Source organism: Thioalkalivibrio denitrificans (assembly GCF_002000365.1).
GTDB classification, from domain to species: domain Bacteria; phylum Pseudomonadota; class Gammaproteobacteria; order Ectothiorhodospirales; family Ectothiorhodospiraceae; genus Thioalkalivibrio_A; species Thioalkalivibrio_A denitrificans.
The window spans coordinates 22,276-46,303 of sequence record NZ_MVBK01000046.1 but is presented as its reverse complement, the minus strand read 5'-3'; the positions used below and the strand labels follow the sequence as shown (position 1 = coordinate 46,303).

General features: G+C 65.3%; 30 protein-coding genes. 18 read left to right on the top strand and 12 right to left on the bottom strand.

The genetic code is table 11. The features are described 5' to 3' along the window. The first annotated feature begins 230 nt into the window (after positions 1-230). From B1C78_RS08560 to B1C78_RS08550, 3 genes are all read left to right on the top strand, one after another. A complete protein-coding gene (locus B1C78_RS08560; protein WP_077278746.1) occupies positions 231-794 on the top strand; it encodes a Tll0287-like domain-containing protein in 564 nt (187 codons plus the stop codon). A 135-nt stretch (positions 795-929) separates the two neighbouring features. Then, complete coding sequence (locus tag B1C78_RS08555) at positions 930-1,373, top strand: PAS domain-containing protein (protein WP_077278745.1); 444 nt, start codon at positions 930-932, stop codon at positions 1,371-1,373. A 136-nt stretch (positions 1,374-1,509) separates the two neighbouring features. Beyond that, entirely contained in the window at positions 1,510-2,163 is a 654-nt protein-coding gene (locus tag B1C78_RS08550; RefSeq protein WP_077278744.1) for a hypothetical protein, read from the top strand. A gap of 6 nt (positions 2,164-2,169) precedes the next feature. Here B1C78_RS08550 and folE read toward each other — a convergent pair whose 3' ends face one another. Continuing rightward, positions 2,170-2,778, bottom strand: coding sequence for a GTP cyclohydrolase I FolE (folE, locus tag B1C78_RS08545; RefSeq protein ID WP_077278743.1), 609 nt, complete (start codon positions 2,776-2,778; stop codon positions 2,170-2,172). 53 nt (positions 2,779-2,831) lie between these two features. After that, entirely contained in the window at positions 2,832-3,629 is a 798-nt protein-coding gene (locus tag B1C78_RS08540; RefSeq protein ID WP_077278742.1) for a DUF3429 family protein, read from the bottom strand. 192 nt (positions 3,630-3,821) lie between these two features. Between B1C78_RS08540 and B1C78_RS08535 the strand changes: the two genes are divergently transcribed. The 10 genes from B1C78_RS08535 (at position 3,822) to B1C78_RS08490 (ending at position 12,419) form a co-directional block, all read left to right on the top strand. Beyond that, complete coding sequence (locus B1C78_RS08535) at positions 3,822-5,153, top strand: NAD(P)/FAD-dependent oxidoreductase (RefSeq protein ID WP_077278741.1); 1,332 nt, start codon at positions 3,822-3,824, stop codon at positions 5,151-5,153. Then, on the top strand, positions 5,150-5,923 hold the full coding sequence (locus B1C78_RS08530) for a DUF1365 domain-containing protein (protein WP_077278774.1): 774 nt from the start codon (positions 5,150-5,152) through the stop codon (positions 5,921-5,923). The genes B1C78_RS08535 and B1C78_RS08530 overlap by 4 nt, the downstream gene beginning before the upstream one ends. Continuing rightward, a complete protein-coding gene (locus B1C78_RS08525; protein WP_077278740.1) occupies positions 5,923-7,149 on the top strand; it encodes an SAM-dependent methyltransferase in 1,227 nt (408 codons plus the stop codon). The genes B1C78_RS08530 and B1C78_RS08525 overlap by 1 nt, the downstream gene beginning before the upstream one ends. 162 nt (positions 7,150-7,311) lie before the next feature. Continuing rightward, entirely contained in the window at positions 7,312-8,718 is a 1,407-nt protein-coding gene (locus tag B1C78_RS08520; protein ID WP_077278773.1) for an MFS transporter, read from the top strand. Beyond that, on the top strand, positions 8,708-9,187 hold the full coding sequence (locus tag B1C78_RS08515) for a DUF3833 domain-containing protein (RefSeq protein ID WP_245795374.1): 480 nt from the start codon (positions 8,708-8,710) through the stop codon (positions 9,185-9,187). The genes B1C78_RS08520 and B1C78_RS08515 overlap by 11 nt, the downstream gene beginning before the upstream one ends. Further along, positions 9,184-9,513: a VOC family protein gene (locus B1C78_RS08510; RefSeq protein ID WP_077278738.1), complete on the top strand. Its 330-nt coding sequence runs from the start codon at positions 9,184-9,186 to the stop codon at positions 9,511-9,513. Before B1C78_RS08515 ends, B1C78_RS08510 begins: the two co-directional genes overlap by 4 nt. 184 nt (positions 9,514-9,697) lie before the next feature. After that, positions 9,698-10,240: a chalcone isomerase family protein gene (locus tag B1C78_RS08505; protein ID WP_245795373.1), complete on the top strand. Its 543-nt coding sequence runs from the start codon at positions 9,698-9,700 to the stop codon at positions 10,238-10,240. Between the two features lie 210 nt (positions 10,241-10,450). Next, entirely contained in the window at positions 10,451-10,966 is a 516-nt protein-coding gene (locus B1C78_RS08500) for a GNAT family N-acetyltransferase (protein ID WP_077278736.1), read from the top strand. Beyond that, positions 10,929-11,447 (top strand): DUF7931 domain-containing protein, encoded by a 519-nt coding sequence (locus tag B1C78_RS08495; RefSeq protein WP_077278735.1) that lies wholly within the window; start codon positions 10,929-10,931, stop codon positions 11,445-11,447. The genes B1C78_RS08500 and B1C78_RS08495 overlap by 38 nt, the downstream gene beginning before the upstream one ends. A gap of 186 nt (positions 11,448-11,633) precedes the next feature. After that, positions 11,634-12,419, top strand: a complete 786-nt coding sequence (locus B1C78_RS08490) for a hypothetical protein (protein WP_077278734.1) — start codon at positions 11,634-11,636, stop codon at positions 12,417-12,419. A 126-nt stretch (positions 12,420-12,545) separates the two neighbouring features. Here B1C78_RS08490 and B1C78_RS08485 read toward each other — a convergent pair whose 3' ends face one another. Both B1C78_RS08485 and B1C78_RS08480 read right to left on the bottom strand, forming a co-directional pair. Then, positions 12,546-12,773 carry a hypothetical protein gene (locus B1C78_RS08485; RefSeq protein WP_077278733.1) on the bottom strand — a complete coding sequence of 76 codons (228 nt, stop codon included), beginning with the start codon at positions 12,771-12,773 and terminating at the stop codon, positions 12,546-12,548. A gap of 115 nt (positions 12,774-12,888) precedes the next feature. Next, positions 12,889-13,908 carry a GlxA family transcriptional regulator gene (locus B1C78_RS08480; protein WP_077278732.1) on the bottom strand — a complete coding sequence of 340 codons (1,020 nt, stop codon included), beginning with the start codon at positions 13,906-13,908 and terminating at the stop codon, positions 12,889-12,891. Positions 13,909-14,056: 148 nt separating this feature from the next. On the opposite strand from B1C78_RS08480, the gene B1C78_RS08475 reads away from it, so the two are divergent. The 4 genes from B1C78_RS08475 to B1C78_RS08460 all read left to right on the top strand — a co-directional run bounded on the left by B1C78_RS08475 (position 14,057) and on the right by B1C78_RS08460 (position 16,860). Next, the gene (locus B1C78_RS08475) at positions 14,057-14,323 is read left to right on the top strand and encodes a hypothetical protein (RefSeq protein WP_077278731.1); all 267 of its coding nucleotides are present in this window, start codon (positions 14,057-14,059) and stop codon (positions 14,321-14,323) included. Positions 14,324-14,373: 50 nt separating this feature from the next. Further along, complete coding sequence (locus B1C78_RS08470) at positions 14,374-14,784, top strand: carboxymuconolactone decarboxylase family protein (RefSeq protein ID WP_175628259.1); 411 nt, start codon at positions 14,374-14,376, stop codon at positions 14,782-14,784. Positions 14,785-14,900: 116 nt separating this feature from the next. Next, positions 14,901-16,031, top strand: a complete 1,131-nt coding sequence (locus tag B1C78_RS08465; RefSeq protein ID WP_245795372.1) for a phosphotransferase family protein — start codon at positions 14,901-14,903, stop codon at positions 16,029-16,031. After that, the gene (locus tag B1C78_RS08460) at positions 16,021-16,860 is read left to right on the top strand and encodes a methyltransferase domain-containing protein (RefSeq protein ID WP_077278729.1); all 840 of its coding nucleotides are present in this window, start codon (positions 16,021-16,023) and stop codon (positions 16,858-16,860) included. The genes B1C78_RS08465 and B1C78_RS08460 overlap by 11 nt, the downstream gene beginning before the upstream one ends. Before the next feature lie 58 nt (positions 16,861-16,918). Here B1C78_RS08460 and B1C78_RS08455 read toward each other — a convergent pair whose 3' ends face one another. Then, entirely contained in the window at positions 16,919-17,515 is a 597-nt protein-coding gene (locus B1C78_RS08455; protein WP_077278728.1) for an NUDIX domain-containing protein, read from the bottom strand. A 91-nt stretch (positions 17,516-17,606) separates the two neighbouring features. Between B1C78_RS08455 and B1C78_RS08450 the strand changes: the two genes are divergently transcribed. After that, positions 17,607-17,888 (top strand): hypothetical protein, encoded by a 282-nt coding sequence (locus B1C78_RS08450; RefSeq protein WP_077278727.1) that lies wholly within the window; start codon positions 17,607-17,609, stop codon positions 17,886-17,888. Positions 17,889-17,983: 95 nt separating this feature from the next. Here the strand turns inward: B1C78_RS08450 and kdsB are convergent, their stop codons facing one another. From kdsB to B1C78_RS08415, 7 genes are read right to left on the bottom strand one after another with little or no spacing between them, the layout of a single operon-like run. Continuing rightward, positions 17,984-18,754 (bottom strand): 3-deoxy-manno-octulosonate cytidylyltransferase, encoded by a 771-nt coding sequence (kdsB, locus tag B1C78_RS08445; protein WP_077278726.1) that lies wholly within the window; start codon positions 18,752-18,754, stop codon positions 17,984-17,986. A gap of 27 nt (positions 18,755-18,781) precedes the next feature. Then, positions 18,782-18,976, bottom strand: a complete 195-nt coding sequence (locus tag B1C78_RS08440) for a Trm112 family protein (protein ID WP_077278725.1) — start codon at positions 18,974-18,976, stop codon at positions 18,782-18,784. A 4-nt stretch (positions 18,977-18,980) separates the two neighbouring features. Beyond that, positions 18,981-20,006 carry a tetraacyldisaccharide 4'-kinase gene (gene lpxK, locus B1C78_RS08435; RefSeq protein WP_077278724.1) on the bottom strand — a complete coding sequence of 342 codons (1,026 nt, stop codon included), beginning with the start codon at positions 20,004-20,006 and terminating at the stop codon, positions 18,981-18,983. Then, a complete protein-coding gene (locus tag B1C78_RS08430) occupies positions 20,003-21,142 on the bottom strand; it encodes a glycosyltransferase N-terminal domain-containing protein (protein WP_245795371.1) in 1,140 nt (379 codons plus the stop codon). The genes lpxK and B1C78_RS08430 overlap by 4 nt, the downstream gene beginning before the upstream one ends. Continuing rightward, positions 21,132-22,895 carry a lipid A export permease/ATP-binding protein MsbA gene (msbA, locus tag B1C78_RS08425; RefSeq protein ID WP_139349852.1) on the bottom strand — a complete coding sequence of 588 codons (1,764 nt, stop codon included), beginning with the start codon at positions 22,893-22,895 and terminating at the stop codon, positions 21,132-21,134. The genes B1C78_RS08430 and msbA overlap by 11 nt, the downstream gene beginning before the upstream one ends. A gap of 4 nt (positions 22,896-22,899) precedes the next feature. Further along, entirely contained in the window at positions 22,900-23,322 is a 423-nt protein-coding gene (locus tag B1C78_RS08420) for an ExbD/TolR family protein (protein WP_077278722.1), read from the bottom strand. Next, positions 23,319-23,939 (bottom strand): MotA/TolQ/ExbB proton channel family protein, encoded by a 621-nt coding sequence (locus B1C78_RS08415; protein WP_077278770.1) that lies wholly within the window; start codon positions 23,937-23,939, stop codon positions 23,319-23,321. The genes B1C78_RS08420 and B1C78_RS08415 overlap by 4 nt, the downstream gene beginning before the upstream one ends. Positions 23,940-24,028: the final 89 nt, after the last annotated feature.

Sequence of the window (24,028 nt, the reverse complement as noted above, 5' to 3'; positions counted from 1 at the left end):
TCCGATCCTTTTCGTCAAATAGCTACGGCTATTCTCCTCAAACGATCGGAAAAATGGCCTCGCTCTCCCACGCGGCTCGCTACGGGCACCTAAGTCCGACAGGCTCCTAGAAAAAACAATACAGCTGTGTCACTGAGCCGATGGACGCCCGATTGCCTTATAATTCCGTGAAGTCCATAAAACAGATCAGGTCCCATCGTCCCAAGGACACCCCTCAGAGGAGCGCACCCATGAAAAGAGTCGCAGTAATCAGTCTGCTCGCCATGATTGCCACGCCCGTGGCGGCAGAGGAGCTGTCAGACAGGCTCGCCGCCAGCCGGGCCGCCATCCAGGAATTCGCACAGAGCCTTCAGGGGGAACTGCAGGCCGCCATGCAGGCGGGCGGTCCTCCGCAGGCCATCCAGGTTTGCAGCGAGCGGGCCCCGGAGATCGCCGACAGCATCTCGCAGAAACACGGCCTGGCAATCAGCCGCACCAGCCTGAAGATCCGCAACCCCGCCAACAGCCCGGACGCCTGGGAACGCGAGGTGCTGGAGTCGTTCGATGCCCGGCGGGCAGCCGGCGAGAACCCGGCCCACATCGAGAAACAGGCCGTCTATATCCGGGGGGACCAGAAGGAATATCGCTTCATGAAGGCGATCCCCACGGGCGAGGTCTGCCTCAATTGCCATGGGGCCCAGGTGGCGCCCCCGGTTGAAGGCGCCCTGAAGCGGCTTTATCCCGACGACGCTGCCCGTGGCTACAATGTGGGCGACCTGCGTGGTGCCTTCGTGGTTCGCAAGGCCATGGACTGAGGCAGTCCGGCAGCGGCTCCCTCCGGTGGGGGCCGCTGCCCTTTCGCCCCCTTGGCCGGCGTTGGTCAGGCGGCCGGGGACCGTGATAGATTGCCGGTATCGCGGGGCACAGCCCGTCACCCGATCAGGCCATCCATGACCAAGCAAAGGCTTATCGACGCACACCTCCTGGAACTGGCCGTCGACGCCTCCAACGACGGCATCACCATCGCCGAGCAGGAAGGCGACGACAACATCCTCATCTACGTAAACCCGGCGTTCGAGCGTCTTACCGGCTACAGCGCCGACGAGATCCTCTACCAGGACTGCCGCTTCCTGCAAAAGGGTGACCGGGACCAGGAGGGTCTGAAGCGCATCCGTGAGGCCATCCGGGCCGGCAAACCCTGCCGCGAGGTGATCCGCAACTACCGGCGCGACGGTACGCTGTTCTGGAACGAGCTGAGCATCACACCCGTCTACAACGACGAGGACCAACTCACCTACTACATCGGCATCCAGAAGGACGTGACCGACCGGGTCGAGGCGGAACGCCAGCGCGACGAAGCGCTGCGCGAACTGGACGCCCTCCGCAAGTCCTGACCGATGCGCTGAAATCCCTGACCGTCGACGCCGGCTTCACGTGTACCGGAGGCTACACTGTCCCTGAATGCCGATAGAGGCGTGATCGTACCCCTCACCGGAACGTCCCCTTCCGTGATGAAGGCGAAGCATCCGCATGTCCGACTTCCTACGCCCTGCCTGCCGCACACTCGTCGCCCTGCTCACTCTGGCTGCTGCCGGCCCGGCTGCAGCGGAAGGCTCGTTTGCCATTGGCCTGAAGGCAGGAACGCCGGGGCTTGGGCTTGAGGCCACCGCGCGTGTCACCGACAGGCTCAACCTGCGCGCCGGCTACTACGGCTTCAACTACAGCACCGAGATCGACGACGGAGAAATCACCTACGAGGGCGACCTGCGCCTGAGCACCTTTGGTGTCCTGGGAGACTGGCATCCCTACGGTGGGTCATTCCGCATCACCGCCGGCCTGTTCCACAACGGCAACGAGTTCAAGGGCAGTGCGGAAGGTGATCTCGAGGTGGGTGATGATACGTATGACGTGCGCCTCGATGCGACCATCGACTGGCGCAGCATGGCACCCTACCTGGGCATGGGTTACGGGAATCCGCTGCAGGGAGGCCGGTGGCGTTTCAGCGCCGATGCGGGGGTGATGTTCACCGGGTCCCCCGACGTGCGGCTCAAGGCCTCCGGAGACGGCACAAACGACCCCGGCTTCGAGGAGAATCGGCGTCGCGAGGAACGCAACCTCAAGGATGAGGTCAAGGACTTCAGGTTCTATCCCGTCGTGTCGGTGGGCGTCAGCTACCGCTTCTGACGGGCGTCACCCGCCCCGGATGAGCCCCATGAACTCCGCCCGTGTGCGGGCATCCTCGCGGAAGGTGCCCAGCATCATGGACGTGGTCATGGTGGCGTTCTGCTTTTCCACGCCGCGCATCATCATGCACAGATGCTTGGCCTCCATCACCACCGCCACGCCCCGGGCATCGGTCACCGACTCGATGGCATCCGCGATCTGGCGGGTGAGGGTCTCCTGGATCTGCAGGCGGCGGGAGAACATGTCCACGATGCGGGCGATCTTGGACAGGCCGACCACCCGCCCCTTGGGCAGGTAGGCCACGTGGCACTTGCCCAGAAACGGCAGCAGGTGGTGCTCGCACAGGGAATAGAACTCGATGTCCCGGACCAGGACCATCTCGTCGTTGTCCGTGTCGAACAGCGCCCCGTTGACCAGTTCCTCAAGGCTCTGCTCGTAGCCCCGGGTGAGGTACGCCATGGCGCGGGCCGCACGCAACGGTGTGCCGGCCAGTCCGTGGCGCTCCGGGTCCTCGCCGAGACCGGCGATGATGCGCGTGAATTGCTCGGCCATGCGCTGCTCGGATTCCGCGCGCGGGAAATCGTCGTCGTCCGAATGGCATTGGTGCTCGGTCATCGATGTCTACCTGTGTCCGTTGATCATGTCTGCGTTTTCCCGAAGCATCGCGCTCAACCCGCGCTCTGAAGCACTGTCCAGCCCACGCCCAGCGCAACAATGACAGCCACACTGAGACTGGTTCTCAGGCGCCGATAATACCGGGGCCAGCCCGATTGCGCACCGACGCGAAGGTCCACGGCCAGGATCAGGGCGAACAGCAAGACCTGACCGGCCAGGCCCCAGGCAGGTTCCACGAGCAGGGTCATCCAGGCCAGGATCGACGGGATCACGGCCCAGGCCGCCAACCGGTCCGGCGAAGGTGAATCTGTGCCGGTCAGGGCGATGCCCCAATGGGCCGCCCCCAGAAACGCGGCGATCACCGCGCCGTACCCGAGAAGCCATGTAGCGGCGAAGGCCTGCGACACCGCCACGCCGGGTGCACTGAGCATCACCAGTCCGGCCAGAAACGGCAGCAGACCTGCGAAACCCAGTGTCATGACCCGCTTCGGGGACGCGGGCAAGCCCGCAGCCGGCTCGCGCACTCCCAGTATCGGGTGACGGAGCAGCTCAGTCTGACCGCCCACGAACGCCCCCCGCACGAACACCTGGGGCAATGTCGGCCAGCCGGTGCAGGCCCTGAGGGCGTGGAAGCGCTCCCGTTGCTCGAGGCTGCCCATGGGCATCTGCGCCTCCCGAACCGAGAGTTCCGGGCGGGCCGCCAGGGCCTCACGCACCAGGCGCAGGTCGGTCAGTCCCGATCCGAACACGACCACATCGGCCCCGGACACGGCATCCGCGAGCCATTCCGGCTGGCTGGCGCCCTGCGTGCGCGCTGCCCGGGGCAGGGAAACGGGTTGGGGCGGGTTCATGGATCTCCCTCCGAGGATGACTGGATGGTCGGTTGTCCTTCGGCCTGGGCGGAGTCATGTCCTGCCGGCCACGGAAATACTTGTACAACAATTTACAATAATTGTACATTTAGTGTATAAGTATTGCATCAAGCATGTGACGGATGCGCCACCGAGGGGCGCACCTGCCCGCCGGCCCGGAGGAACGACCCCATGAACCCTTCCCGTATTGCCGTCATCGGTGGCGGCATTTCCGGTCTCGCCACCGCCTGGCTCTTGGCGCAGCGGCATCAGGTCACGCTGTTCGAGGCTGAAGCCCGCGTGGGCGGGCATAGCAATACAATGTATGTACAAGGAGCCGCTGGACCCGTGCCGGTGGACACCGGGTTCATGGTATTCAACGAACGCAACTACCCGGAGCTGACCGCCCTGTTCCGCCACCTCGATGTCGCCGCCCAGGACACCGACATGTCCTTCAGCGCCTCCATCGACGGCGGACGGCTGGAGTATGCCGGCACGAGCCTCAACACCCTGTTTGCCCAGCGGCTGAACCTGGCGCGGCCGCGGTTCCTGCGCATGGTGGCCGACATCCTGGCCTTCAACCGGCGCGCCAAGGCCTTGCTGGATGCCGGTGCCGTACCGGACGTGGCGCTTGGGGACTATCTCTTCAGCGAAGGCTACGGCCCCGGTTTCCGGGACGAGTACCTGCTGCCCATGGCGGCCGCCATCTGGTCCTGCCCCACCCGCGTCATGCTGGATTTTCCTCTGGCCTCCTTTCTGAGCTTTTTCCGCAATCACGGCCTGCTTGACCTGACCGACCGCCCGCAGTGGCGCACGGTGACCGGGGGCAGCCAACGATACGTGCAGCGCATGCTGGACACTTTCCACGGCACCGTGCACACGGGCTCCCCCGTGGTGCTGGTGAGACGCCGCCCCGACCGGGTGCAGGTACGTTGTGCCAACGGGCGCCTGGAGGATTTCGACCACGCGGTGCTCGCGAGCCACGCGGACCAGTCCCTGGGCATGATCGAACGGCCCACCGAGGCCGAACGGGCCGTGCTGGGTGCCTTCCGCTACCAGGGGAACCACGTGTGGCTGCATACCGACGCGCGGTTGATGCCCCGGCGACGCAGCGTGTGGTCCTCGTGGAACTACCTTGCGCGAACCGACCGGGACAGCCGGCCCGAGGTGTCCGTCACCTACTGGATGAACCGCCTGCAGCGCCTGCCCGAGACACTGGGCCCCTGTCTGGTGAGTCTCAACCCCCTGCTGGAACCTCGAGACGAGCGCGTGGTGGCGGAGATGACCTATCACCATCCGGTGTTCGACCGCATGGCCATGGCGGCCCAGCATCGCATTCCGGGACTCCAGGGGCAGGACCGGCTCTGGTTCTGCGGCGCCTGGTGCGGTTTCGGCTTCCACGAGGACGGTCTCAGGTCGGCCCTGTCGGTGGCGTGGCGCATGGGGGTGACGGCACCCTGGGCATCGCACCGGCCGGTGCAGCCCCCGATACCGGCCGACGCCGGCGTGGTGCAGGCAGCGTGAACACGGCTGAGCAAACAGCCTGGCTGTATGTCACGCAGGTGATGCACCAGCGCCGCTTCCCCGTGGCTTACCGCTTCGTCTACCCGGTGTTCAGCCTGCTGGTGGACATCGACCGGCTGGAGGAGATCAGCAGCGCTTCCCGTGTGTTCTCGTTCGGACGCTTCAACCTGCTGAGCCTGCACACCAGGGATCACGGGCCCCGTGACGGGCGCGCCTGGCGACCCTGGGTCGAGGCGAAACTGGCCGAACACGGCATCCGGCTGCAGGGCGGCAGCATAAGGTTGCTCTTCATGCCGCGGGTACTCGGCTATGCCTTTAACCCCCTGAGTGTCTGGTTCTGCCACCACCGCGACGGCAGCCTGCGGGCCGTGATCTGCGAGGTGAGCAACACCTTCGGCGAGCACCACCATTATCTGCTCCACGACGCGGGCCGTGCCATGCCAAGCCCCGTGCGCCAGCGGCGGGACAAGGTGTTTCATGTCTCGCCATTCATCGACATGGATACCGAGTACCGGTTCCGGATCTCCGTGCCCGACGGGAAGCTGCGGGTGCTGATTCATGAATACCGGCAGAACGAACTCATGCTGATCGCGACCCAGACCGGCGATGTCCGCCCATTCACCGACGCACAGCTGCTGCGCACCTGGCTGCGCATGCCGCTCATGACCTTCAAGGTCATCACCATGATCCACTGGCAGGCCCTGAAGATCTGGCTCAAGGGCGGCCGGTTCCACAGCAAGCCCGCCCCACCCCGGGAGGAAATGACCTGATGTCCACACCGTCCGATCGCATTGCGTCCGAACTCACCCTCCCGGCGCTGCCCCTGCCCATGCGCTGGCTGGTCGGCCGCGTGGGACAGCTGCAGTTCGGGGAACTGACCCTCATCGGCCCTGACGGCCAGCGCCATACGATGACCGGCGAGCACACCGGGCCCAGAGCCGCCCTTCATGTCCACCGTCCGATCCGGCTGTTGCTGCGCCTTCTGGCGCGGGGCGACCTCGGCCTGGCGGAGAGCTACATGCAGGGGGAATGGAGCACGCCGTGCCTGAGCGCCCTGCTGAGCCTTGGCGTCATGAACGAGCACCGCTTGTCGGGGGTCATCGAGGCCAGCCGCCTCACTGGTCTGATGGGCAGAGTGCGCCACCTGATGAACCGCAACAGCCGGCGCGGCAGCCGTACCAACATCTCGTTTCATTACGATCTGGGCAACGAGTTCTACCGGTTGTGGCTGGACCGGACCATGAGCTACTCCAGCGCCGTGTTCGCCGCCCCCGACGAATCTCTGGAGAGCGCGCAGCAGCGCAAGTACACGCGCCTGCTGGACGGCCTCAACGCCGAACCCGGCGCCCACATCCTCGAGATCGGCTGCGGCTGGGGTGGATTCGCCGAACTGGCCGCGCGCCGGGGGCATCGCGTCACGGGACTGACGCTATCGAAGGAACAGCTGGATTACGCCAACCGGCGCATCGCCGCCGCCGGTCTGTCGGAGCGGGTGGAGCTGCGCCTGCAGGACTACCGTGATCAGGACGAGCGTTTCGACCACGTGGTCTCCATCGAGATGTTCGAGGCCGTCGGGGAGCCCTACTGGCCCACGTATTTCGAGACCGTGCACCGGGTCCTGCGCCCCGGTGGACGCGCGGCGATCCAGGTCATCACCATCGACGAGGCGGTGTTCGAGCGTTACCGCAAGGGTGCCGATTTCATCCAGCTCAACATCTTCCCCGGCGGCATGCTGCCCTCCGTGGAGCGCTTCAGCGCCGCGGCCGATGCGGCAGGCCTGCGCACGGACAGGCGCAGCTTCCACCGCCTGGACTACGCCGAGACGCTGGCCCGCTGGCATCGCCAGATCCTGGCCCACGCCGACATCCTTCCCGCGCTCGGCTACGACGAACGCTTCCTGCGCATGTGGCGCTACTACCTGAGCTACTGCGAGGCCGCCTTCCGCACCGGCCGCACCGATCTCATGCAAACGGTCCTCGTGAAGGAATCGGTGTAAATCGGATAACTGAACAGGAAGAACTGAAAAGCAAACCGCAAAGGTCGCGAAGGGTGACGCGAAGGACGCGAAGGGTCTTTGATCAAAGCGCATTACCTTGTGTCCTTTGCGCATGCCTTCGCGCCCTTCGCGGTGAAGCTTTTTCGATCAACAACCTCAACCATGAACACACAGCCAAACAGCGTTAACACGACCACCCTGCTGGCCTACGGCCTGCCGGGGTTGCCGCTGGCGGTGCTGGGGTTGCCGCTGTATGTGTTCGTGCCTGCCTTTTACGCGGAGCACTTCGGTATCGGGCTGGCGGCGGTGGGCGCCGCGCTGCTGGCGGCCCGGCTGTTCGACGTGGTCACCGATCCCCTGGTGGGTCACCTGAGCGATCACACCCGCTCACGCTTCGGGCGACGACGGGTCTGGATGGCGGCGGGGGCACCCCTGCTGCTCATCGGCGCGAGTTTTCTGTTCATGCCTGTGGGCACACCCGGTGTGGCCTACCTGCTGACCTTCAGCCTGCTCACCTACCTGGGCTGGACGTTGGTGGCCCTGCCCTACACTGCCTGGGGTGCGGAGCTCTCGCCCGATTATCACCAGCGGTCCCGCATTGCGGCCAGCCGCGAGGGCTTTGTCATTGCAGGCACCCTGCTCGCGGCAGCGGCCCCGGTGCTGCTGGGCCACGGCGGTGATACAGGGGCGACGCTTTCCAGCCTCACCCTGTGGCTCTGGATCATGATTCCCGCCAGCCTTTTGCTGCTGCTGCGACGGGTCCATGAACCCGCCCTTCGGCGCGCGCCCATGGCCTGGTCACATAGCTGGCGCATCCTGCTGGGCAATGCACCCTTCAAGCGGCTGCTGATGGCCTACGTCCTGAACGGCACCGCCAATGCCCTGCCCGCCACACTGTTCCTGCTGTTCGTGGGCCACGTCCTGGGCGCTGCCGACATGGCCGGAATGCTGCTGCTGATCTACTTCGCCGCCGGTGTGCTGAGCCTGCCGCTCTGGCTGCGCCTTGCACGCATCACCTCGAAACACCGCGCCTGGACGATCTCCATGCTCTGGGCCTGCGCGGTCTTCCTCTGGGTACCGTTCCTGTCCGAGGGACAGGTGTGGGCCTTCGCGGTGATCTGCCTCTTGTCCGGCCTCAGCCTGGGAGTTGATTTGGCCCTGCCCTCCGCCATACAGGCCGACGTGGTCGACCTGGACACCGCAAACGGCGGCGGCGAGCGTGCCGGCGTGTTCTTCGGCCTGTGGGGCATGGCCACCAAGCTCGCGCTCGCCCTGGCTGTGGGCATCGCCTTCCCGCTGCTGCAGCTGGCCGGCTTCGACCCGGGCGCCGAAAACAGCGGCTCGGCCCTGCTCTGGCTCGCGCTCCTGTATGCGGGCCTGCCGGTACTGCTCAAACTCGCCGCCACTGCGCTCATCTGGCACTTCCCCATCGACGCAAGCGCCCACGCACGCCTTCGCTCGCATCTTGCCAACCCGACGGAGTCACTTCATGAGCCGATCCATTCGCCGTCTCCTCATCCTGCTGTTTCTCTCGACTCTGGTCACCGGATGCGCCGGCATGAAGCCTGAGGACTTCCGGGACACCACGCCCGCCCTGGATCTCGAGGACTACTTCACGGGACAGGTGCGGGCCTGGGGCATCTTCCAGGATCGCAGCGGCAGCATCCGCCGTCAGTTCACCGTAGACATTCTGGGCTATCGGGACGGGGATGATCTGGTGCTTGAGGAGGACTTTGTCTACGCCGACGGGGAGCAGAGCCGGCGCGTGTGGCGCCTGACCCGCATCGACGAACACCACTACGAGGGCCGGGCGGAGGACGTGGACGGCGTGGCCAGGGGCGTGCTCTACGGTCAGGCCTTCAATTTCCGCTACACCCTGCTCCTGGACGTGGGTGAACGCACCTGGCGCGTGAACTTCAACGACTGGATGTTCATGCACGAGGATGGCGTGCTCATCAACCGCGCCGAGATGCGCAAGTTCGGCATCCGCCTCGGAGAAGTGACTCTCTTCTTCCGCAAGGAGGCACAGGACACATGAGCGAAGCGAGACGCAATCCACCACTGGATGCATTGCATCACGTGGCCATCCCGGTACGAAACGTGGCCCGCGCCGTGGATTGGTACTGCGGCCGGTTTCGCCTGGAGCTGATCTATCAGGACGAGACCTGGGCGCTGCTGTCCTTTGCAAACACCCGACTCGCCCTGGTGATGCCCGGGCAGCATCCGCCCCACATCGGCGTGGTGCATCCGGACGCGCGCAGTTTCGGTGTGCTCAAGACGCACCGGGACGGCAGCGCATCCATCTATCTCGAAGACAGCGAAGGCAACGCCGTCGAAATCCTGGAGGACAACGCCCATGTGTGAAAATCACCCTGTTCCCGGTGTGTGCGCCGTGTCAGCAAAGGTCGTTGTCGCGCAGGACCCAAATGCGCGGAGAACGCGGAGCAGGAAGACACATCTTCTCGATCATTCTCTGCGACCTCCGCGCCTCCGCGCCCTCCGCGTTCACATCGCCGTCACGCGTGTCACACTGCTGCTGATCGCCCTGATGCTTGCGATGCCGGTCCACGCCAGCGTGGTGACCGTGGGCGATGCCCGCTTCCCCGCCGTGTTGCAGGACGATTCGGGCCGAACCCTCGAGCTCAAGGGTGCGGGTCTGGCCCGTTACGCCCTGTTCATCCGCGTTTACGGGGCCGGGCTCTACGGCCCGCAAGGCGTGCCTGCGCAGGGCCTGCTGGAACAGGATGAGCGAAAACGGCTGGAGATCGAGTATTTCGTCGACATCGAGGCCTCCGACCTCGCCAGGGCTGCCGATACCATCCTCGAGCGGCAACTGGAGCCGGCGCTGCTCCAGGCTCTGGCGCCGCGCATCGACAGACTCCACGACGCCTACCGGCCGGTTCGCCCGGGGGACCGTTACGTCATGGAGTACCTGCCCGGCCACGGCACCGAGTTGCGCCTCAACGGCGAGACGCTGGTAACCATCGAGGGCCGCGACTTCGCCCGAGCCTACTTCGGCATCTGGCTGGGAGACCGCCCCCTCTCAAGCAGCCTGAGGGATGCCCTGCTGGGGTCCGGTCACGGCCGGTAACGCGGGTATTGCACCAGGGGTCGCGAATGATCGTCGTCTCTGGGCCTGTCTCGCGCCGTTTTTGGAAGGAGAAGCGTAGCCATAGGGCGCCCCGTGGCCGCCTTGGGGCAATATCCGGGATAGCGCACTCCTCTTGACCGTGGTCATTGGTGTCGGAGCCCGTCCTGTCTAGGATGTAGCATCCGCAACACAGGGGGATACCGTGACCACATGCCCCGTCAACCCGTGACAGTTCCTCATCAGCAACGCCCGGCCGACAAGCCCGGGTTCCAGGTGTCCGAGGCCCAGTGGCCCCGGGACGCGGAGGCCCTGCGCAGTGTCCGTGAGGCCGTATTCGTCCGGGAACAGGGGGTTCCGCTGGCACTGGAACGGGACGGTCTCGACCTCCCCTCCCTGCACCTGATCGCCCGCGATGCCGACGGCCATCCCATCGGGGCCGCCCGGCTGGCTCCGAACGGACGCATCGGGCGCATGGCGGTCCTGCCCGCCTGGCGCGGCCGGGGCGTGGGCCGCGCCCTCCTGGCGGCCGCCGTAAAACTTGCAAAGGAACAGGGCCTGGCTAAAGTGGAGCTACATGCACAGTGCCAAGCCAGCGGCTTCTACCGGGAGGCCGGCTTCCTTGAAACGGGCGATGTCTTCATGGATGCCGGCATACCCCACGTCCGCATGGTGCAAAGGATCGACAACCATGCCAGAGAAGGACAATCGGGAGCCCACTGCGCGTGAGCCTGCGGGGCCGCAACGCCTGGAAGGTCTGGCCGCCATCACCGGGTTCGTGCACACGCAGATCGCCGAGGCGCGGCGCCGGATCTGGATACTGAGTCCTGACCTGGCCCCCGCCGTCTACGACCATGCCGCTATGGCCGACGCCGTGTCCGCCCTGGCCCGGCGCAGCCGTCATTCGGACGTGCGCATCCTCATCCAGGACAGCCGCAGTCTGCCCCCGGAAGGGCATCGGCTCGTTGACCTGGCCCTTCGCATGAGCAGCCGCATCCAGTTGCGGCGCCGCAGTCCCGACGATCCCTCCCTGGTTGAATCCCTGATGCTGGTGGACGATCGCGCCTACCTGCACCAGCCGCGCGCCGCGGATCCCGTGGCACTGGCCGATGCCAATGCACCGCCGCGGGTGCGGACGTTCGAGGACCGCTTTCGCACTTTCTGGACCCATGCGGTGCCGGATCCTGAGCTGCGTCGGCTGAAGATCTGATCTCGAATGGACAGGATGAACAGGATTGTTCAGGATTGACAGGATAAGAAAGAATTTCTGACAGGATTAACATGATTAACAGGATTACGAGGTTTCATGAATAATCCTGTTAATCATGTTAATCCTGTCAGAACGCCTTTGGCTTGCCCTTCCGGGAGCACCTTCCCGCACCGTGAGTATTCCAGCATGAAGTTTTCCATCCTTTTCATCCTGCTGCTGGCGGCCTTGTTCGTGGGGGGCGTGCAGGCGGAAACGGACGACAAGATCCCCATCGAGATCATTGAGCTGCAGCATCGCAGTGCCGATGAACTGCTGCCCCTGGTGGAACCGTTGCTCGGTCCGCGGGACGGGCTCACCGGCACGGGATCCCGACTGATCGTACGCACCAGTCCGGGGCGCCTCCGGCAGATCCGCGAACTGGTGGAGGCACTCGACCGCCCCACGCGCGAGCTGCGTCTGTCGGTACGGGTGAGCGATGCCGCAGACCGTGACCACCGCAGCCTGGATCCTGCCCGGGAGCATGAAGACGCCGACGGCCGTGTGGTACGGCGCTACACCACGGCACGCCGTGAGACGGAACAATGGGTGCGTGTCCAGGAAGGCCAGCAGGCCCATATCCGCGAGGGCGAGGTGATCCCCATGGCCGGTGTGGCCGTGCTTCGTCCCGACGGCACCCTGATCGGCGGCATCGATTACCGGACCCTGGATCGCGGCTTCGTGGTGACGCCCGTCATCACGCCGGACGAACGTGTGCGCCTGCATATCGCGCAGATCGCCGAGCGCGAGGGCCCCGGCGGGCGGATCGAAACGCAGACCCTGGAAACCGTTACCACCGTGGCCCCGGGCGAATGGGTCGACCTGGGCGGCACCGTGGGACAGGACAGGCGCGATGACGAGCGCATCATCGGCACCCGCCGCACCCGGGACCGGGACGAAAAGAGCGTCCAGATCCGGATCGACATAATGGAATGAGTGCCAACCTGAGCCGCTATGGGCCTGCAGCCTGCTGGCAGGTCGGATAAGGCGCAGCCGCATCCGGCACACCGGGCTGAGGCACGGTGGATGTGCCTCGCTTATTCAACCGGGGGATTGCACGGCCTAACCTTCATGCGCCTTGCGCCGAACACGCTGCTCAATCAGCACGCGCCGTTTGTCCTCGGGCAGCTGTTCAAGAGCCTCCACATGAAACCGTACCGCGCAGGGAATACGACTCACGTCTTCCAGATACTCGCTCAGTTTGTTGCTGTGAACGCACAACACCTTTGCCCCCTGGGCGGCATTCAACCCCCACCTTCGCAGTACCTGCTTGAGTTCCTCGCCTGTCATCGCATACATCTCCAGCGTAGCTCCCGAATTCGTCATCCCGATATGGGCGACAGCCGGCGCGGGAAGCGGCCCGCGCGGCGAAGTCCATAGCTACCAGCACCTGTGAACCGGTGGCCTAGGCGCCGTGCCTGGGGAAACGGAACTTCCGGCGATATTCGGCGGGGCTCAGTCGGGTGATGCGCTTGAAGACGCGCCGAAAGGCGGCCGTTTCCTCGTAGCCCACCTTCCAGCTGATTTCCTCCACCGGGGTATCGGTTCGTTCCAGCAGTTGCTTGGCCTGCTCGACACGCAGGTTCTGCAGATAGTGGATCGGGGAGTAGCCGGTCGCACGCTTGAAGCGGCGGTTGAAGGTGGGACGGGGCAATCCGCACAGAAAGGCCATTTTGTCAACGGAAGCATCCAGTGCGTCCCCGGCATGGAGCCAGTCCTGCACTTTCCGTATTGCGCCGTCACCGTGATCCGTTGGTGGTGCAAAGGGTACAAACGGTGCCTGGCTCCTGGAGTCCCACTGGTACAACAGGAACTTGCCGATCGCTTGCGCCGTCGTCGCGCTGGCATGGCGTGAGATCAGGAACAGAATCAGGTCCTGCCAGGAACTGGCGGCGCCGGACATTACGAACTCGCCGTTCCGCCCCGCCACGATGAGCAACTCCTCGACCCGCAGGTGGACGTTCGGGAAATTCCGCCTGAAGGTCGGAGCGAACGCCCAGTGGGTCGTGGTCTCGAGGCCGTCGAGCAGACCGGTTTCGGCAAGGAGCAAGGCACCGGCACAGGCTGAACAGAGATCCGCGCCGTTTCTGTGCATACGACGCAGCCACTCCACCGTTTCGGCGTGACGTCCGCTCACCCATTCCAGGTTCTCGAACAGCATGGACGCAGCGATGACGATATCGGTGTCATCGACTTCGCGAAGCGCCCGGTGCACCTTGAGGGGCAATCCACAGGCGCTCTGGAATATGCCCTGCTCGGGGCCGACGATCTCCACGTCAAAGAGCCGCGCAGCACCCCCGTCCGGGGAACTGGCCACCGCATCCACGAACACCAGGGTCTCGTAGAGACCGTTGATCGGTGTCCCGGTGGATTCGTCGGGCAGCGCCAACACGCTGACACGTCTGGGCGGGGCAATCGACGCCATTTTTCTTCTCCGATGATCAGAATGGGCCGCTTGCGATCAGTCTGGCTCTGGGATGGGCATGTTTCAAGGCGCATGGTTTGACACAGGGAGACAGGCGGTCGATCAGGATCCGCCCGGAACCCTCAAACCCACACCGAAGGAGACGAACATGTTCATTGCCATCGAACACGAAATCCATGATCCCGACAGGTTCCGGCAGTGCGCCGAACAGGTATTTCCGCTGCCGGAGAACCTGCATGTACACCACTTTCTGCCCGCCGACGATCTGAGCAGGGCCGCCTGCCTCTATGAGGCGCCGTCGGTGGAGATACTTCGCAGCCACCTGGACAGCGCACTCGGGGCCGCAAGCACGCAACGCTACTTCCCGGTCGCTGAGCCACACGCTATCGGACTGCCCCCGCGTCAACTGACCTGAGGGTCGCAGCGCCGACCTGTCATTCCGTGCAGACTGCACAGGAGGTAACCATGAAATCAGCCTTGATCATCACCGCATCCGCGCTGGCCTTCACATTCATCGCACTGATCAGCCCGGCACAGAGCGATGAGCCGCCGGCATTTGTCCAGAATACCTTCCCTGAACAGGGGGTCGAGGCCGCCTGGGAAAGCTACGAATCCGTCTTCCTGGATCCGGACGCCGCGCTCGACACGAGGACCAAGGAACTCATGGCGCTCGCCGTTGCGGCACAGGTGCCCTGTGACTACTGTGTGTACTACCACACAAGGGCAGCCAAAGCACATGGGGCCACGGATGCCGAGATCCGGGAGGCGCTGGCAGTTGCTTCACTGATCCGCAAGTGGAGCACGATGCTCAATGGATCTCAGTACAGCGAAAGTCAGTGGGAGCGGGAAGTGGACGCCATATTTTCCGGGCAATGACGCAGGGCGCCCTCTGAGGGACCGTTCGCAACCGGCTCGGCCCGTCGGCTCTTCCGCAAGGGGAGCCGCACGTGGCCGGGCCTTGATCGCCACGGTCTGGTACCGGGAGACGAACCATGTCGACGACGAGCAAACCTGCCGCCCTCGCACCCACCGTCAGGGGTGCGCCCGATGGTGAGTTTCTCACCGCTGCGCTGCGCCGCGCCGGACGTGAACCGCCGGCCGGCGCACGGGCGCCCCGCATCGCGCCCCTGACAGGGGGAAGAACCAGCCAGCCCGTGAGCCGGCTTGTGTGCGGGACGGGTCCGCACTATGTCTTAAAGCGTGTGCCGAGGCGGCGGGCCTTCGCCCGCGGCCTCGGCACCGAAGGCGAAGCCGTGTTCTGGCTGGCCGGTACGACCAGAGGGGTACCCCCTCCCCTGGCGAACCCCACCTTCGACGTCAGCTATCACTGCGAACGGGACGAGTGGTGGGTCCTGATGGATGATGTCTCGGAAGGCATCGTGGCTCGCGGGCACTGGACCGAACAACACACCCTGCGGCTGTTCGAGGCCCTGGCTGCCTTGCATGCAGATGCCTGGGGCGAACCCGAGCCGACCGCAGGCCTGGGGACTCCGGCCGGCACCACCGGGGTGTTCGTCGAGACGGCCATCTACGCCGCAACCGGCGATGCCCGCACCACATGGGCCGAGGGCGCCGCCGGCGAATTCGGAGTTGCCGCTGCCTTCTTGCCGCGTTTCGTCGAACTGCTGGGAGCGCGGGACGCCGACACTTACCTAGACCTGTGCCGGGCCTGGCCTCAGGTGGTCGCAGCCCTGGAACAGTTCGCACCGACCCGCGTCCACGGGGACACACGCGGAGCGAATCTCGCGTTTGTAGGCGACCGGGTAGTGATGTTCGACTGGGACTTCGCCATGCACGGGCCGGCGGCACTCGATCTCACTTGGCACTGGTTCCTGCAGTACTGGGCCTATCCGCCTGATGACGGACGCCGGTCCGAAGAGAGACTCTGGCTGCGGGATGCCTACCTGGAGCATCTGGAGAATCTCCTGGGACACAAGGTGGATCGCAAGGCCTTCGATGCAACCTGGGACCTCGGCTGGCTGCGGGTCTTCCTGCAACTGGGCTTTGTCCTGGCCGACAATGACGACGCGGGCGATGACCCCGACGTCGATCGCCGCCAAAGGGCCCTGTGCCGGCATGCCCTGCATACGGCACAGACCATCGCAGACAGATATGCGGTCTGACCCGCATAGGCCCGACCGCTGGGCAGCTGTCGACAGCGATGACCATGCGCGCATGGCGGTGTCCCGCATCGAGCAACTGCACGGCACACCGGCGGAACAGGCGGCGGTGCTTCGCTACCCCGACCTACTGCAACTGAAACCGGGGCACGACGTGCTCGATGTGGGCACAGGCGCAGGCCACGTCGCGAACCATCTGGCCGCCCGTGTCACCGCCCGCGGCACTGTCTGTGCACTGGATCGCTCGGCCGCATTGCTGGCGCACGCCCGACAACGGAACCGGAGTCTGATCTGCATCCAAGGCGACGCAGGCGCGCTGCCCTTCCCCGCGGAACGTTTCGACCGTGTCTTCGCACGATGGCTGCTGTTGCACCTGCCCCACCCCCTCGCAGCCGTGCTGGAGATGCTGCGCGTGACGCGCCCCGGCGGCCGGGTACTGGTCGTGGAAACGGACTGGGACAGCCTGTGCATTTCCCCCGGAGACACCGATCTCGTGCGGCGCATCGTCCATGCCAATAGCGACCGGCAGGCGAATGCCGCCTCCGGCCGCCGGCTGACCGCACTGTTCCGCCGAGCGGGCTTCCGCGATGTGCAGGTGCATGCATTCGTCGACAGCGTCAGGACCGGTGATCCCAACTGGGTGGCATTCCTGGAATCGCGCCTGGATGTCGCCCGCGCCGCCGGAATCGACGCCCGGCGTCTTGCGCTGTGGTGGGAGGATGTGCGCCGAGCCATCGACACCGGTGAGTTCTTCGCCTGCGTCACCCGCATCGCCGTCGCAGGCGATCTGGCTGAATCCGCGAGTGACCGGCCCGGCAACACTTCATCATGAACCACACCGCCCGCAATCGCCTCCCCCCATCGAGCCTTCATCCTTCATCCTTCATCCTTTACTGCCCTCCCCATTTCTCTCTCAGGGTGTCCCGGTTGATTCGCAACCAGAGCAACGCAATCAGCGTCATGGCGTTGTCCATGAGTCCGTTGTCCATGCGCGCGAAGGCCTCCTCCGCGTCCAGCACATGGACACGAATATCCTCGCCTTCATCATCCAGCCCGTGAATGCCACCGATGCCGGCGCTGTCTGCCTGTCCCACGTAGAGGGACACGCGCTCCGATGCGCCACCCGGGGTAGCATGGTATTCGTAGAGATACTCCAGCTCGCCCAGCTGGCAGCCCGCCTCCTCCAGCGCCTCGCGGCGCACCACGTCCTCGCTCCGTTCGCCGGGGGCGATCATGCCGGCCACCACCTCCATCAGCCACGGACCCCGTTCGGACTCCAGCGCCCCCACCCGGAACTGCTCGATGAGGATCACCCGGTCGCGCACGGCGTCGTAGGGCAGCACGGCAGCCGCGTGACCCCTTTCCAGAAGCTCCCGCCTGATCTCCAGGGGCTCTCCACCCTGAAAACGGCTGTGGCTCAGGCGCAGGCTGCGAACTCGGAAGAAGCCTTCATACACGACGCGATCGTCAAGGATTTCCCATTTCATAAAGGCACCAGAGGCAAGTGATCAGAGACAAGATACAAGTCAATGCCGTGATCGTATACGGTGGTTCAACGACTGCCATATACTGTGATTCATGAACGAACTGATCCGGACACTACAGGCACTGGTCGGCCGCGAGGCGGTGGTGGACGGTGTCCGTTGTCAGGTGATCGAGATATTGGAATCGGGCCCCCGCGTGGTGGTGCGTGAGCTTGACGGCGCGGAGATCCAGGCCAACCAGTTCGGCGATCCCCAGCGCCGTGTGCCCCGCACGCATACACTCCCTCTCAAGAGCGGCATCCGGGATGATCTGCACCCCGTCGTGCGCGCCCTGGCCGGCGAGGACCTGGCCACGCGGCTGCGCAACCTCCTCTAAACCAAGCACCAAGGGAAATTCAAAGTTCAAGATTCAAGATTCAAGATTCAAGATTCAACGTTCAGGATTCAGGCTAACCGAAATGATTGCCGACTTTACCCTTGAATCTTGAATTTTGAATTTTGAATCGCTTTCTTCGCCCTTTCCACGTCTTCCATCACGTCCACCCCCTGTGGCGGGACCTCGGCGGCCTCCGGACACTGAATGCGGGCACCGGCATAGAGCGCGCGCAGCTGCTCCAGACGCTCCGTGATCTCCAGGGCACAGGGTGACATGGAGGCGAAGGCGTGCAGGAATCCCGCCCGGTAGGCATAGATCCCGATATGTCGCTGGCAGCCCTCGACGCTGCGCTGACGGGCAGTCGGCGCATCGCGGTCCCAGGGGACAGGGGCACGGCTGAAATACAGCGCGAAGTCGTTGCGGTCGCGCACCACCTTGACCACGTTGGGATCCAGCATCTGCTCCACTGAGGTCACGGGCGTGCACAGGGTGGCCATGGCCGCTTCAGGATGGCGCAACAGCGCATCGGCCACCTGGCTCACGATCACCGGCGGTGTCAGCGGTTCATCGCCCTGCAGGTTGACGACGATGTCCTCGTCGCTCCAGCCGAGGGTGTGGGCGACTTCGGCGATCCGGTCACTGCCCGATTGGTGTGCGGGATCGGTCATGCACACCCGCGCCCCGAAGGCCTCGGCCGCATCGCGAATGCGCTCATCGTCGGTGGCGATGACCACCTCCTGCGCACCGCTTCGTCGTGCACACTCGTGCACGTAGCGGATCATGGGGTGGCCGGCGAGCTCAAGCAGCGGCTTGCCGGGCAGGCGCGTCGAGGCGTAACGCGCCGGAATGGCGACCTTGAAGGGCATGCCGATGCGTTCAGTCAGTGGTGACCGCTACTTGTCTTTCCACCGATCCAGCTCATCGTCGGTCAGTTGCCGCGCTTCATCCTCGAGCATCACGGGAATGCCGTCGCGAATCGGATAGGCGAGCCGTGCGCTGCGCGAGATCAGTTCCTCGTTCCCCTTGTCGTAGATCAGCGGCCCCTTGGTGACGGGGCAGACGAGGATATCCAGCAGGCGTTTGTCCATGGGTTTACCTCAGGCTGTGCAGACTTGAAACGGCTTGTAGAGTGGAGAGGATGGCCGGGGCCAGGGCCTCGTCCGGTGCGGCGGCCACCGGTACGAACCAGTGCCGGTCGTCGGCAATGGCTCTGCATTTTACGGCATCCTTCTCCGTCATCAGAACCGGCAGGCTGTCAGGAAAGCGGATATCGCCGGCACGATAGGGATGATGATCGGGAAACGCGTGGCGGTCCACCCGAATGCGGGCGGCTTCGAGCATGGTGAAGAAGCGCTCGGGATTGCCGATGCCGGCAACCCCGTGAACCGCCTTGCCGGCGAAGGACTTGAGCGGCTGCGCCTCGGAAGGGTCCGCCACCTTGATGGCCACGGGGGCCACCAGCTCCATGGGGAACTCCCCCGGTGCCGCCCTGCCCGTGGCGACTACGAAATCGGCATCCCCCAGGCGGTCGGCGGATTCCCGCAGCGGACCGGCGGGCAGGCACAGCCCGTTGCCGAACCGCCGCGCCCCGTCGATCATGACGATTTCCACGTCCCGGGCCAGCGCGTAGTGTTGCAGACCGTCGTCCGCCACCACCACGTCGCACCCCAGCTCCGTGACCAGCAGTCTCGCGCCGCGCGGGCGGCGCCGATCCACCACCACAGGGCAGCCGGTACGCGCCGCGATGAGCACGGGTTCGTCGCCCACGTGGGCCGGATCGCTCTCCGGCGTCACCAGCAGTGCCCGTGCGTGGTCCCGCCGCCCGCCGTGCCCCCGGCTCACCACACCCGGACGATAGCCGTGCATGGCGAGCAGCCTGCACAACCAGATCACCATGGGCGTCTTGCCCGTACCGCCCACGGTGAGATTGCCCACCACGATGACGGCGCGGGCGGGAACCCGGCGCGCCGGCAGCCAGCCGTACACCATGCGGCGCAAGCGCATCAGTGCACAGTACACGAGCGACAGGGGAAACAGTGCCAGGGCGACCGCGTTGCGCGTGTTCCAGTAGCGCACCAGGCGCGGCTCGGCGGGTGAGCTGGCGGTGCGCCGATTCACCAGTCGAACACCCGCTGCAGAAACTCGGACATCACGGACTCCACTCCCCTGCGTTCCTCCCAGAATCTCCTTCTGCCCGCATCGCCATCGCGGCGCGCAGCCATGGGGTCGTCAGCATAGCCGGCCCAGCGGTCCAGGACTGTGGCGGATGCCTCGCAAAGCGGCAGCACCTCCCCTCCCGCCATTGCAGCCGCTCCGGTGCCGACACTCAACGGTCTGCCCCCGGCCAGAGCCTGCCACAACACCGCGTTGTCCGCGGCCTCCAGATGACCCGCATGGCAGGCACTGGCGACTGCCGCCAGCCAGCGTCGGTCGTCCACCCAGACCACGCACCCGGGGGCCAGGGGAGTGCGATCCCACTCGCTGATGCGAGGCAGGGCGGGTGACGATTCAGGGGCCTGCTCGCACACGGAGACGAACAGCCGATCCTCGCGAAACCGGGCATCCGATTGCCAGGCGGCCACCCAGTCAGACCAGCGAGCTGCCGGCCCATGCCACCACCACAGGCGCCCCGTCTCACCGGCCCCGCTCAGGGTCCGCAGAGTCACATCCGCCTGCGCCTCGGCCCACAGGCTGGCCGGATCCGCCGCGGGCGCCAGGTGGCGCGCCCTGCCGGAGGCCGTCCAGGCGGCGTGTTGCACCGCATCCCGGGGATAGGCGGCCTCGACGGGCACGGGCCACGGGTCGGTGTTGTACGCCGCACAGCGCACGCCCCCGGCGGCCGCCTCCCGCAACAGATTGGGATAAGGCAAGGCGTCGGCCAGGATCAGTCCGTAGGGCTCCAGCCGCTCCATCACCCGGCGCACGGTCCGCGGCCTGTCCGAAGGCCCGTAACCCAGGCCGACGCGCCGCATCCCGCCAAGCCGGGGCGCCAGGATGGCCTCGTCGTCCCGTTCGAATGTGAGCACCAGGCGCACGTCATGACGCTTCTGACGGATGGCGCCAAGCAGTTCGACGCCCAGACGCAGGGACTGCGCCGTGCCTCCTGCCTTGATCCAGATGATGCGCCCCCGTCCGGGCGGCTTGCGCAGAAAGCCGCTGCGCGCATTGGCGCGGGCATGTGCCCCGGCCAGCCGGTCGCGCAGGTTCTGCCTCCACACGGGCCAGGGGGACGCCCCCCAGGGATCAGACGACACCCGGACTCTCGAACTGCAGGCGATGCAACCGGGCATACACGCCGTCGCGTTCGATCAGGTCGGAGTGACTCCCGGACTCCACGATCTCACCGCCCTGCATGACGATGATGCGATCGGCGCGCTCCACCGTGGACAGTCGATGGGCGATCACCAGCGTGGTGCGGTTGCGCATCAGGTTCTCCAGCGCCGCCTGGATATGGCGCTCGGCCTCCGTGTCCAGTGCAGAGGTGGCCTCGTCGAGGATCAGGATCGGTGCGTCCTTGAGCAGTGCCCGGGCGATGGCGAGGCGCTGGCGTTGCCCCCCGGAGAGCATGACGCCCTTGTCACCCACCGGAGTCTCCAGGCCCTGCGGCAGGGCTCGGATGAACTCCATGGCATGGGCCGCCTCGGCGGCGCGCACGATGTCCTCGTCGCTGACCTCACTCAGGCTGCCATAGGCGATGTTGCGCCCGATGGTGTCGTTGAAAAGAACGACGTGCTGGCCCACGTAGGCGATCTGGTTGCGCAGGTCCGCAAGGCGGTACTGGCGCACGTCGACCCCGTCGAGCAGCACCTCGCCCTGTTGCGGATCGTAGAAGCGCGGCAGCAGGTTCACCAGCGTGGTCTTGCCGCTGCCCGATCGGCCCACCAGTGCCACGGTCTCGCCCGGCTGGACATGCAGGTCGATGCCGCGCAGGACCGGCCCCTTGTCGGTGTCGTAGTGGAAGTGCACGCCACGATACTGAATATCGCCTCGCGCCCGGGCGATGCGCAGCTCGCCCTTGTCGCGCTCCGACTCGGAGTCCAGCAGCGCGAAGATGTTCTGCCCGGCGGCGATACCCTTCTGCAGCGTCTGGTTCACGTTGGTCAGGCGACGTATCGGATTGAGCAGCAGAAGCAGCGCGGTAATCAGGGAGACAAAGGTGCCCACCGTGACGGTCTCCATGATCGGTTCCAGCGTGGCAAGCCAGACGATCAGCGCCACCGCCAGCGCACCGACAAACTGCACAAGCGGCATGTGCATGGCATGGGTGAAGACCATGCGCATGTGCAGACGGCGGTTGCGCTCGATGATGTCCCCGAAGCGGGCGCGCTCGTAGGCCTCCCCGCCGAAGATCTTCACCACGCGATTGCCCTCGATGACCTCCTGCGCCACCTGGGTCACGTCTCCCATGTTTCGCTGGATGCGATGGCTGATGCGCCTGAAGCGCATGGTGACCTGGCTCACCAGAAACGCCACGGCCGGCGCAACGAGCAGCACCGCTAGGGTGAGCATCCAGTTGAGATAGAGCATCCAGGCCAGCAGGCCGATGACCGTGAGCGAATCGCGGATCAGGATGGTGACACTGTCGGTGGCAGCCGAGGCCACCTGCTCCACGTTGTAGGAGAGGCGGGAGATCAACTGCCCGGACGTGGCACGGTCGTAGTGGTGCACCGGCATGCGCAGCAACTGGTCGAACATCTCGCCGCGCAGCAGCTTGACCACCATGCGCCCCACGTACTTCATGGTGTAGGAGGCGGTGAACTCCGCGACACCGCGCACTGCGAATATCCCGACGATCGCCAGCGGCACCCAGCGAATCGTGCTGGGGTCCCGCTCCACGAAGCCGGAATCCATGAGCGGACGCATCAGGATGGCGAAGCCCGCCTCGGTGGCGGCCACCACCGACATGGCGAGCACGGACAGGAGCAGCACGCGCCAGTAACGGAAGGAGTACGACAGCAGCCGCCGGTAGACCTCCACGCCGGTGTAGTGTTCCGGTTCGCGCGCCATGGGCTCAGTCGCGATCGCGGTCGGGCGTGGTGGCAATGGACAGGCGCGCGATGCCCAACCGGGCGGCGACGTCCATCGCGGTCACCACCGACTGGTGCGGTGTGTTGGCATCGGCCCGGATGATCAGCGGCAGGGACGTATCGCCGTCCGACACCTGGGTCAACGCCGCACGCAGCGTCTCCGGCCGCGTGTTCACCAGTTCCTGGCCGTTCACGAAATAGCGCCCCTGGGCGTCGATGGCCAGTTCGATGATCTCCCGGCGCTGTTCTTCCTGGGCGGTCTCGGCGCGCGGCAGGTCGATCTGCAGTTCGGCATGGCGTTCGAACGTGGTGGACACCATGAAGAAGATGAGCATCAGGAACACCACGTCGATGAGTGGCGTCAGGTTGATGCCCACGTCCTCCGACTGGCGCGGACGGAAGTTCACGTGCGCCCGGCCTCGCGTTCGCCGTGGATCACCTCCACCAGCTTGATGGACTCCATCTCCATCTCCAGCACCAGTTCATCCACGCGCCCGCGGAAATAGCGATGAAAGATCAGCGCCGGCACCGCAACGGAGATGCCTGCGGCAGTGGTAATGAGCGCCTGGGAGATCCCGCCGGCCAGTTCGCCGGGACTGCCCACGCCCACGTCGGTGATTACGGAAAACACCTGAATCATGCCCACCACCGTGCCCAGCAGACCCAGCAGCGGTGTAATGGCGGCGATGGTGCCGAGGCTGTTGAGAAAGCGTTCCAGATCGTGGGCCACGTGGCGGCCGGTCTCCTCGATGGCCTCCTTCATGACCTCGCGTGAATGGCCCAGGTTGAGCAGCCCTGCCGTGAGTACGCGGCCCAGGGGGGAGCCGTCGCGCAGTTCGCGCAGGCGTTCCTCAGTCAGTTGTCCGGCCTGGATGAGCTGCCAGATCTGTACCACCAGTTGGCGCGGGATGACTCTTCGGTACTGCAGACTCCAGAAGCGTTCCACGACGATGGCGAGCGCCACCACGGAACAGGCGATGATGGGGAGCATCAACCACCCCCCTGCCTTGACCAGTTCGTACACGGTGTCGGATACCTCGCGGGAAATGAGCGTGTGCCGGCACACTCACCGGCGCGAGACATGATACTTGATTTGCCCGAGGGGCCGGAAGG

Coding starts and splice junctions, on each gene's coding strand:
- B1C78_RS08560 (WP_077278746.1), top strand. CDS start 231: ATGAAAAGAGTCGCAGTAATCAGTCTGCTCGCCATGATTGCCACGCCC.
- B1C78_RS08555 (WP_077278745.1), top strand. CDS start 930: ATGACCAAGCAAAGGCTTATCGACGCACACCTCCTGGAACTGGCCGTC.
- B1C78_RS08550 (WP_077278744.1), top strand. CDS start 1,510: ATGTCCGACTTCCTACGCCCTGCCTGCCGCACACTCGTCGCCCTGCTC.
- folE (WP_077278743.1), bottom strand. CDS start 2,778: ATGACCGAGCACCAATGCCATTCGGACGACGACGATTTCCCGCGCGCG.
- B1C78_RS08540 (WP_077278742.1), bottom strand. CDS start 3,629: ATGAACCCGCCCCAACCCGTTTCCCTGCCCCGGGCAGCGCGCACGCAG.
- B1C78_RS08535 (WP_077278741.1), top strand. CDS start 3,822: ATGAACCCTTCCCGTATTGCCGTCATCGGTGGCGGCATTTCCGGTCTC.
- B1C78_RS08525 (WP_077278740.1), top strand. CDS start 5,923: ATGTCCACACCGTCCGATCGCATTGCGTCCGAACTCACCCTCCCGGCG.
- B1C78_RS08520 (WP_077278773.1), top strand. CDS start 7,312: ATGAACACACAGCCAAACAGCGTTAACACGACCACCCTGCTGGCCTAC.
- B1C78_RS08515 (WP_245795374.1), top strand. CDS start 8,708: ATGAAGCCTGAGGACTTCCGGGACACCACGCCCGCCCTGGATCTCGAG.
- B1C78_RS08510 (WP_077278738.1), top strand. CDS start 9,184: ATGAGCGAAGCGAGACGCAATCCACCACTGGATGCATTGCATCACGTG.
- B1C78_RS08505 (WP_245795373.1), top strand. CDS start 9,698: ATGCTTGCGATGCCGGTCCACGCCAGCGTGGTGACCGTGGGCGATGCC.
- B1C78_RS08500 (WP_077278736.1), top strand. CDS start 10,451: ATGCCCCGTCAACCCGTGACAGTTCCTCATCAGCAACGCCCGGCCGAC.
- B1C78_RS08495 (WP_077278735.1), top strand. CDS start 10,929: ATGCCAGAGAAGGACAATCGGGAGCCCACTGCGCGTGAGCCTGCGGGG.
- B1C78_RS08490 (WP_077278734.1), top strand. CDS start 11,634: ATGAAGTTTTCCATCCTTTTCATCCTGCTGCTGGCGGCCTTGTTCGTG.
- B1C78_RS08485 (WP_077278733.1), bottom strand. CDS start 12,773: ATGACAGGCGAGGAACTCAAGCAGGTACTGCGAAGGTGGGGGTTGAAT.
- B1C78_RS08480 (WP_077278732.1), bottom strand. CDS start 13,908: ATGGCGTCGATTGCCCCGCCCAGACGTGTCAGCGTGTTGGCGCTGCCC.
- B1C78_RS08475 (WP_077278731.1), top strand. CDS start 14,057: ATGTTCATTGCCATCGAACACGAAATCCATGATCCCGACAGGTTCCGG.
- B1C78_RS08470 (WP_175628259.1), top strand. CDS start 14,374: ATGAAATCAGCCTTGATCATCACCGCATCCGCGCTGGCCTTCACATTC.
- B1C78_RS08465 (WP_245795372.1), top strand. CDS start 14,901: ATGTCGACGACGAGCAAACCTGCCGCCCTCGCACCCACCGTCAGGGGT.
- B1C78_RS08460 (WP_077278729.1), top strand. CDS start 16,021: ATGCGGTCTGACCCGCATAGGCCCGACCGCTGGGCAGCTGTCGACAGC.
- B1C78_RS08455 (WP_077278728.1), bottom strand. CDS start 17,515: ATGAAATGGGAAATCCTTGACGATCGCGTCGTGTATGAAGGCTTCTTC.
- B1C78_RS08450 (WP_077278727.1), top strand. CDS start 17,607: ATGAACGAACTGATCCGGACACTACAGGCACTGGTCGGCCGCGAGGCG.
- kdsB (WP_077278726.1), bottom strand. CDS start 18,754: ATGCCCTTCAAGGTCGCCATTCCGGCGCGTTACGCCTCGACGCGCCTG.
- B1C78_RS08440 (WP_077278725.1), bottom strand. CDS start 18,976: ATGGACAAACGCCTGCTGGATATCCTCGTCTGCCCCGTCACCAAGGGG.
- msbA (WP_139349852.1), bottom strand. CDS start 22,895: ATGGCGCGCGAACCGGAACACTACACCGGCGTGGAGGTCTACCGGCGG.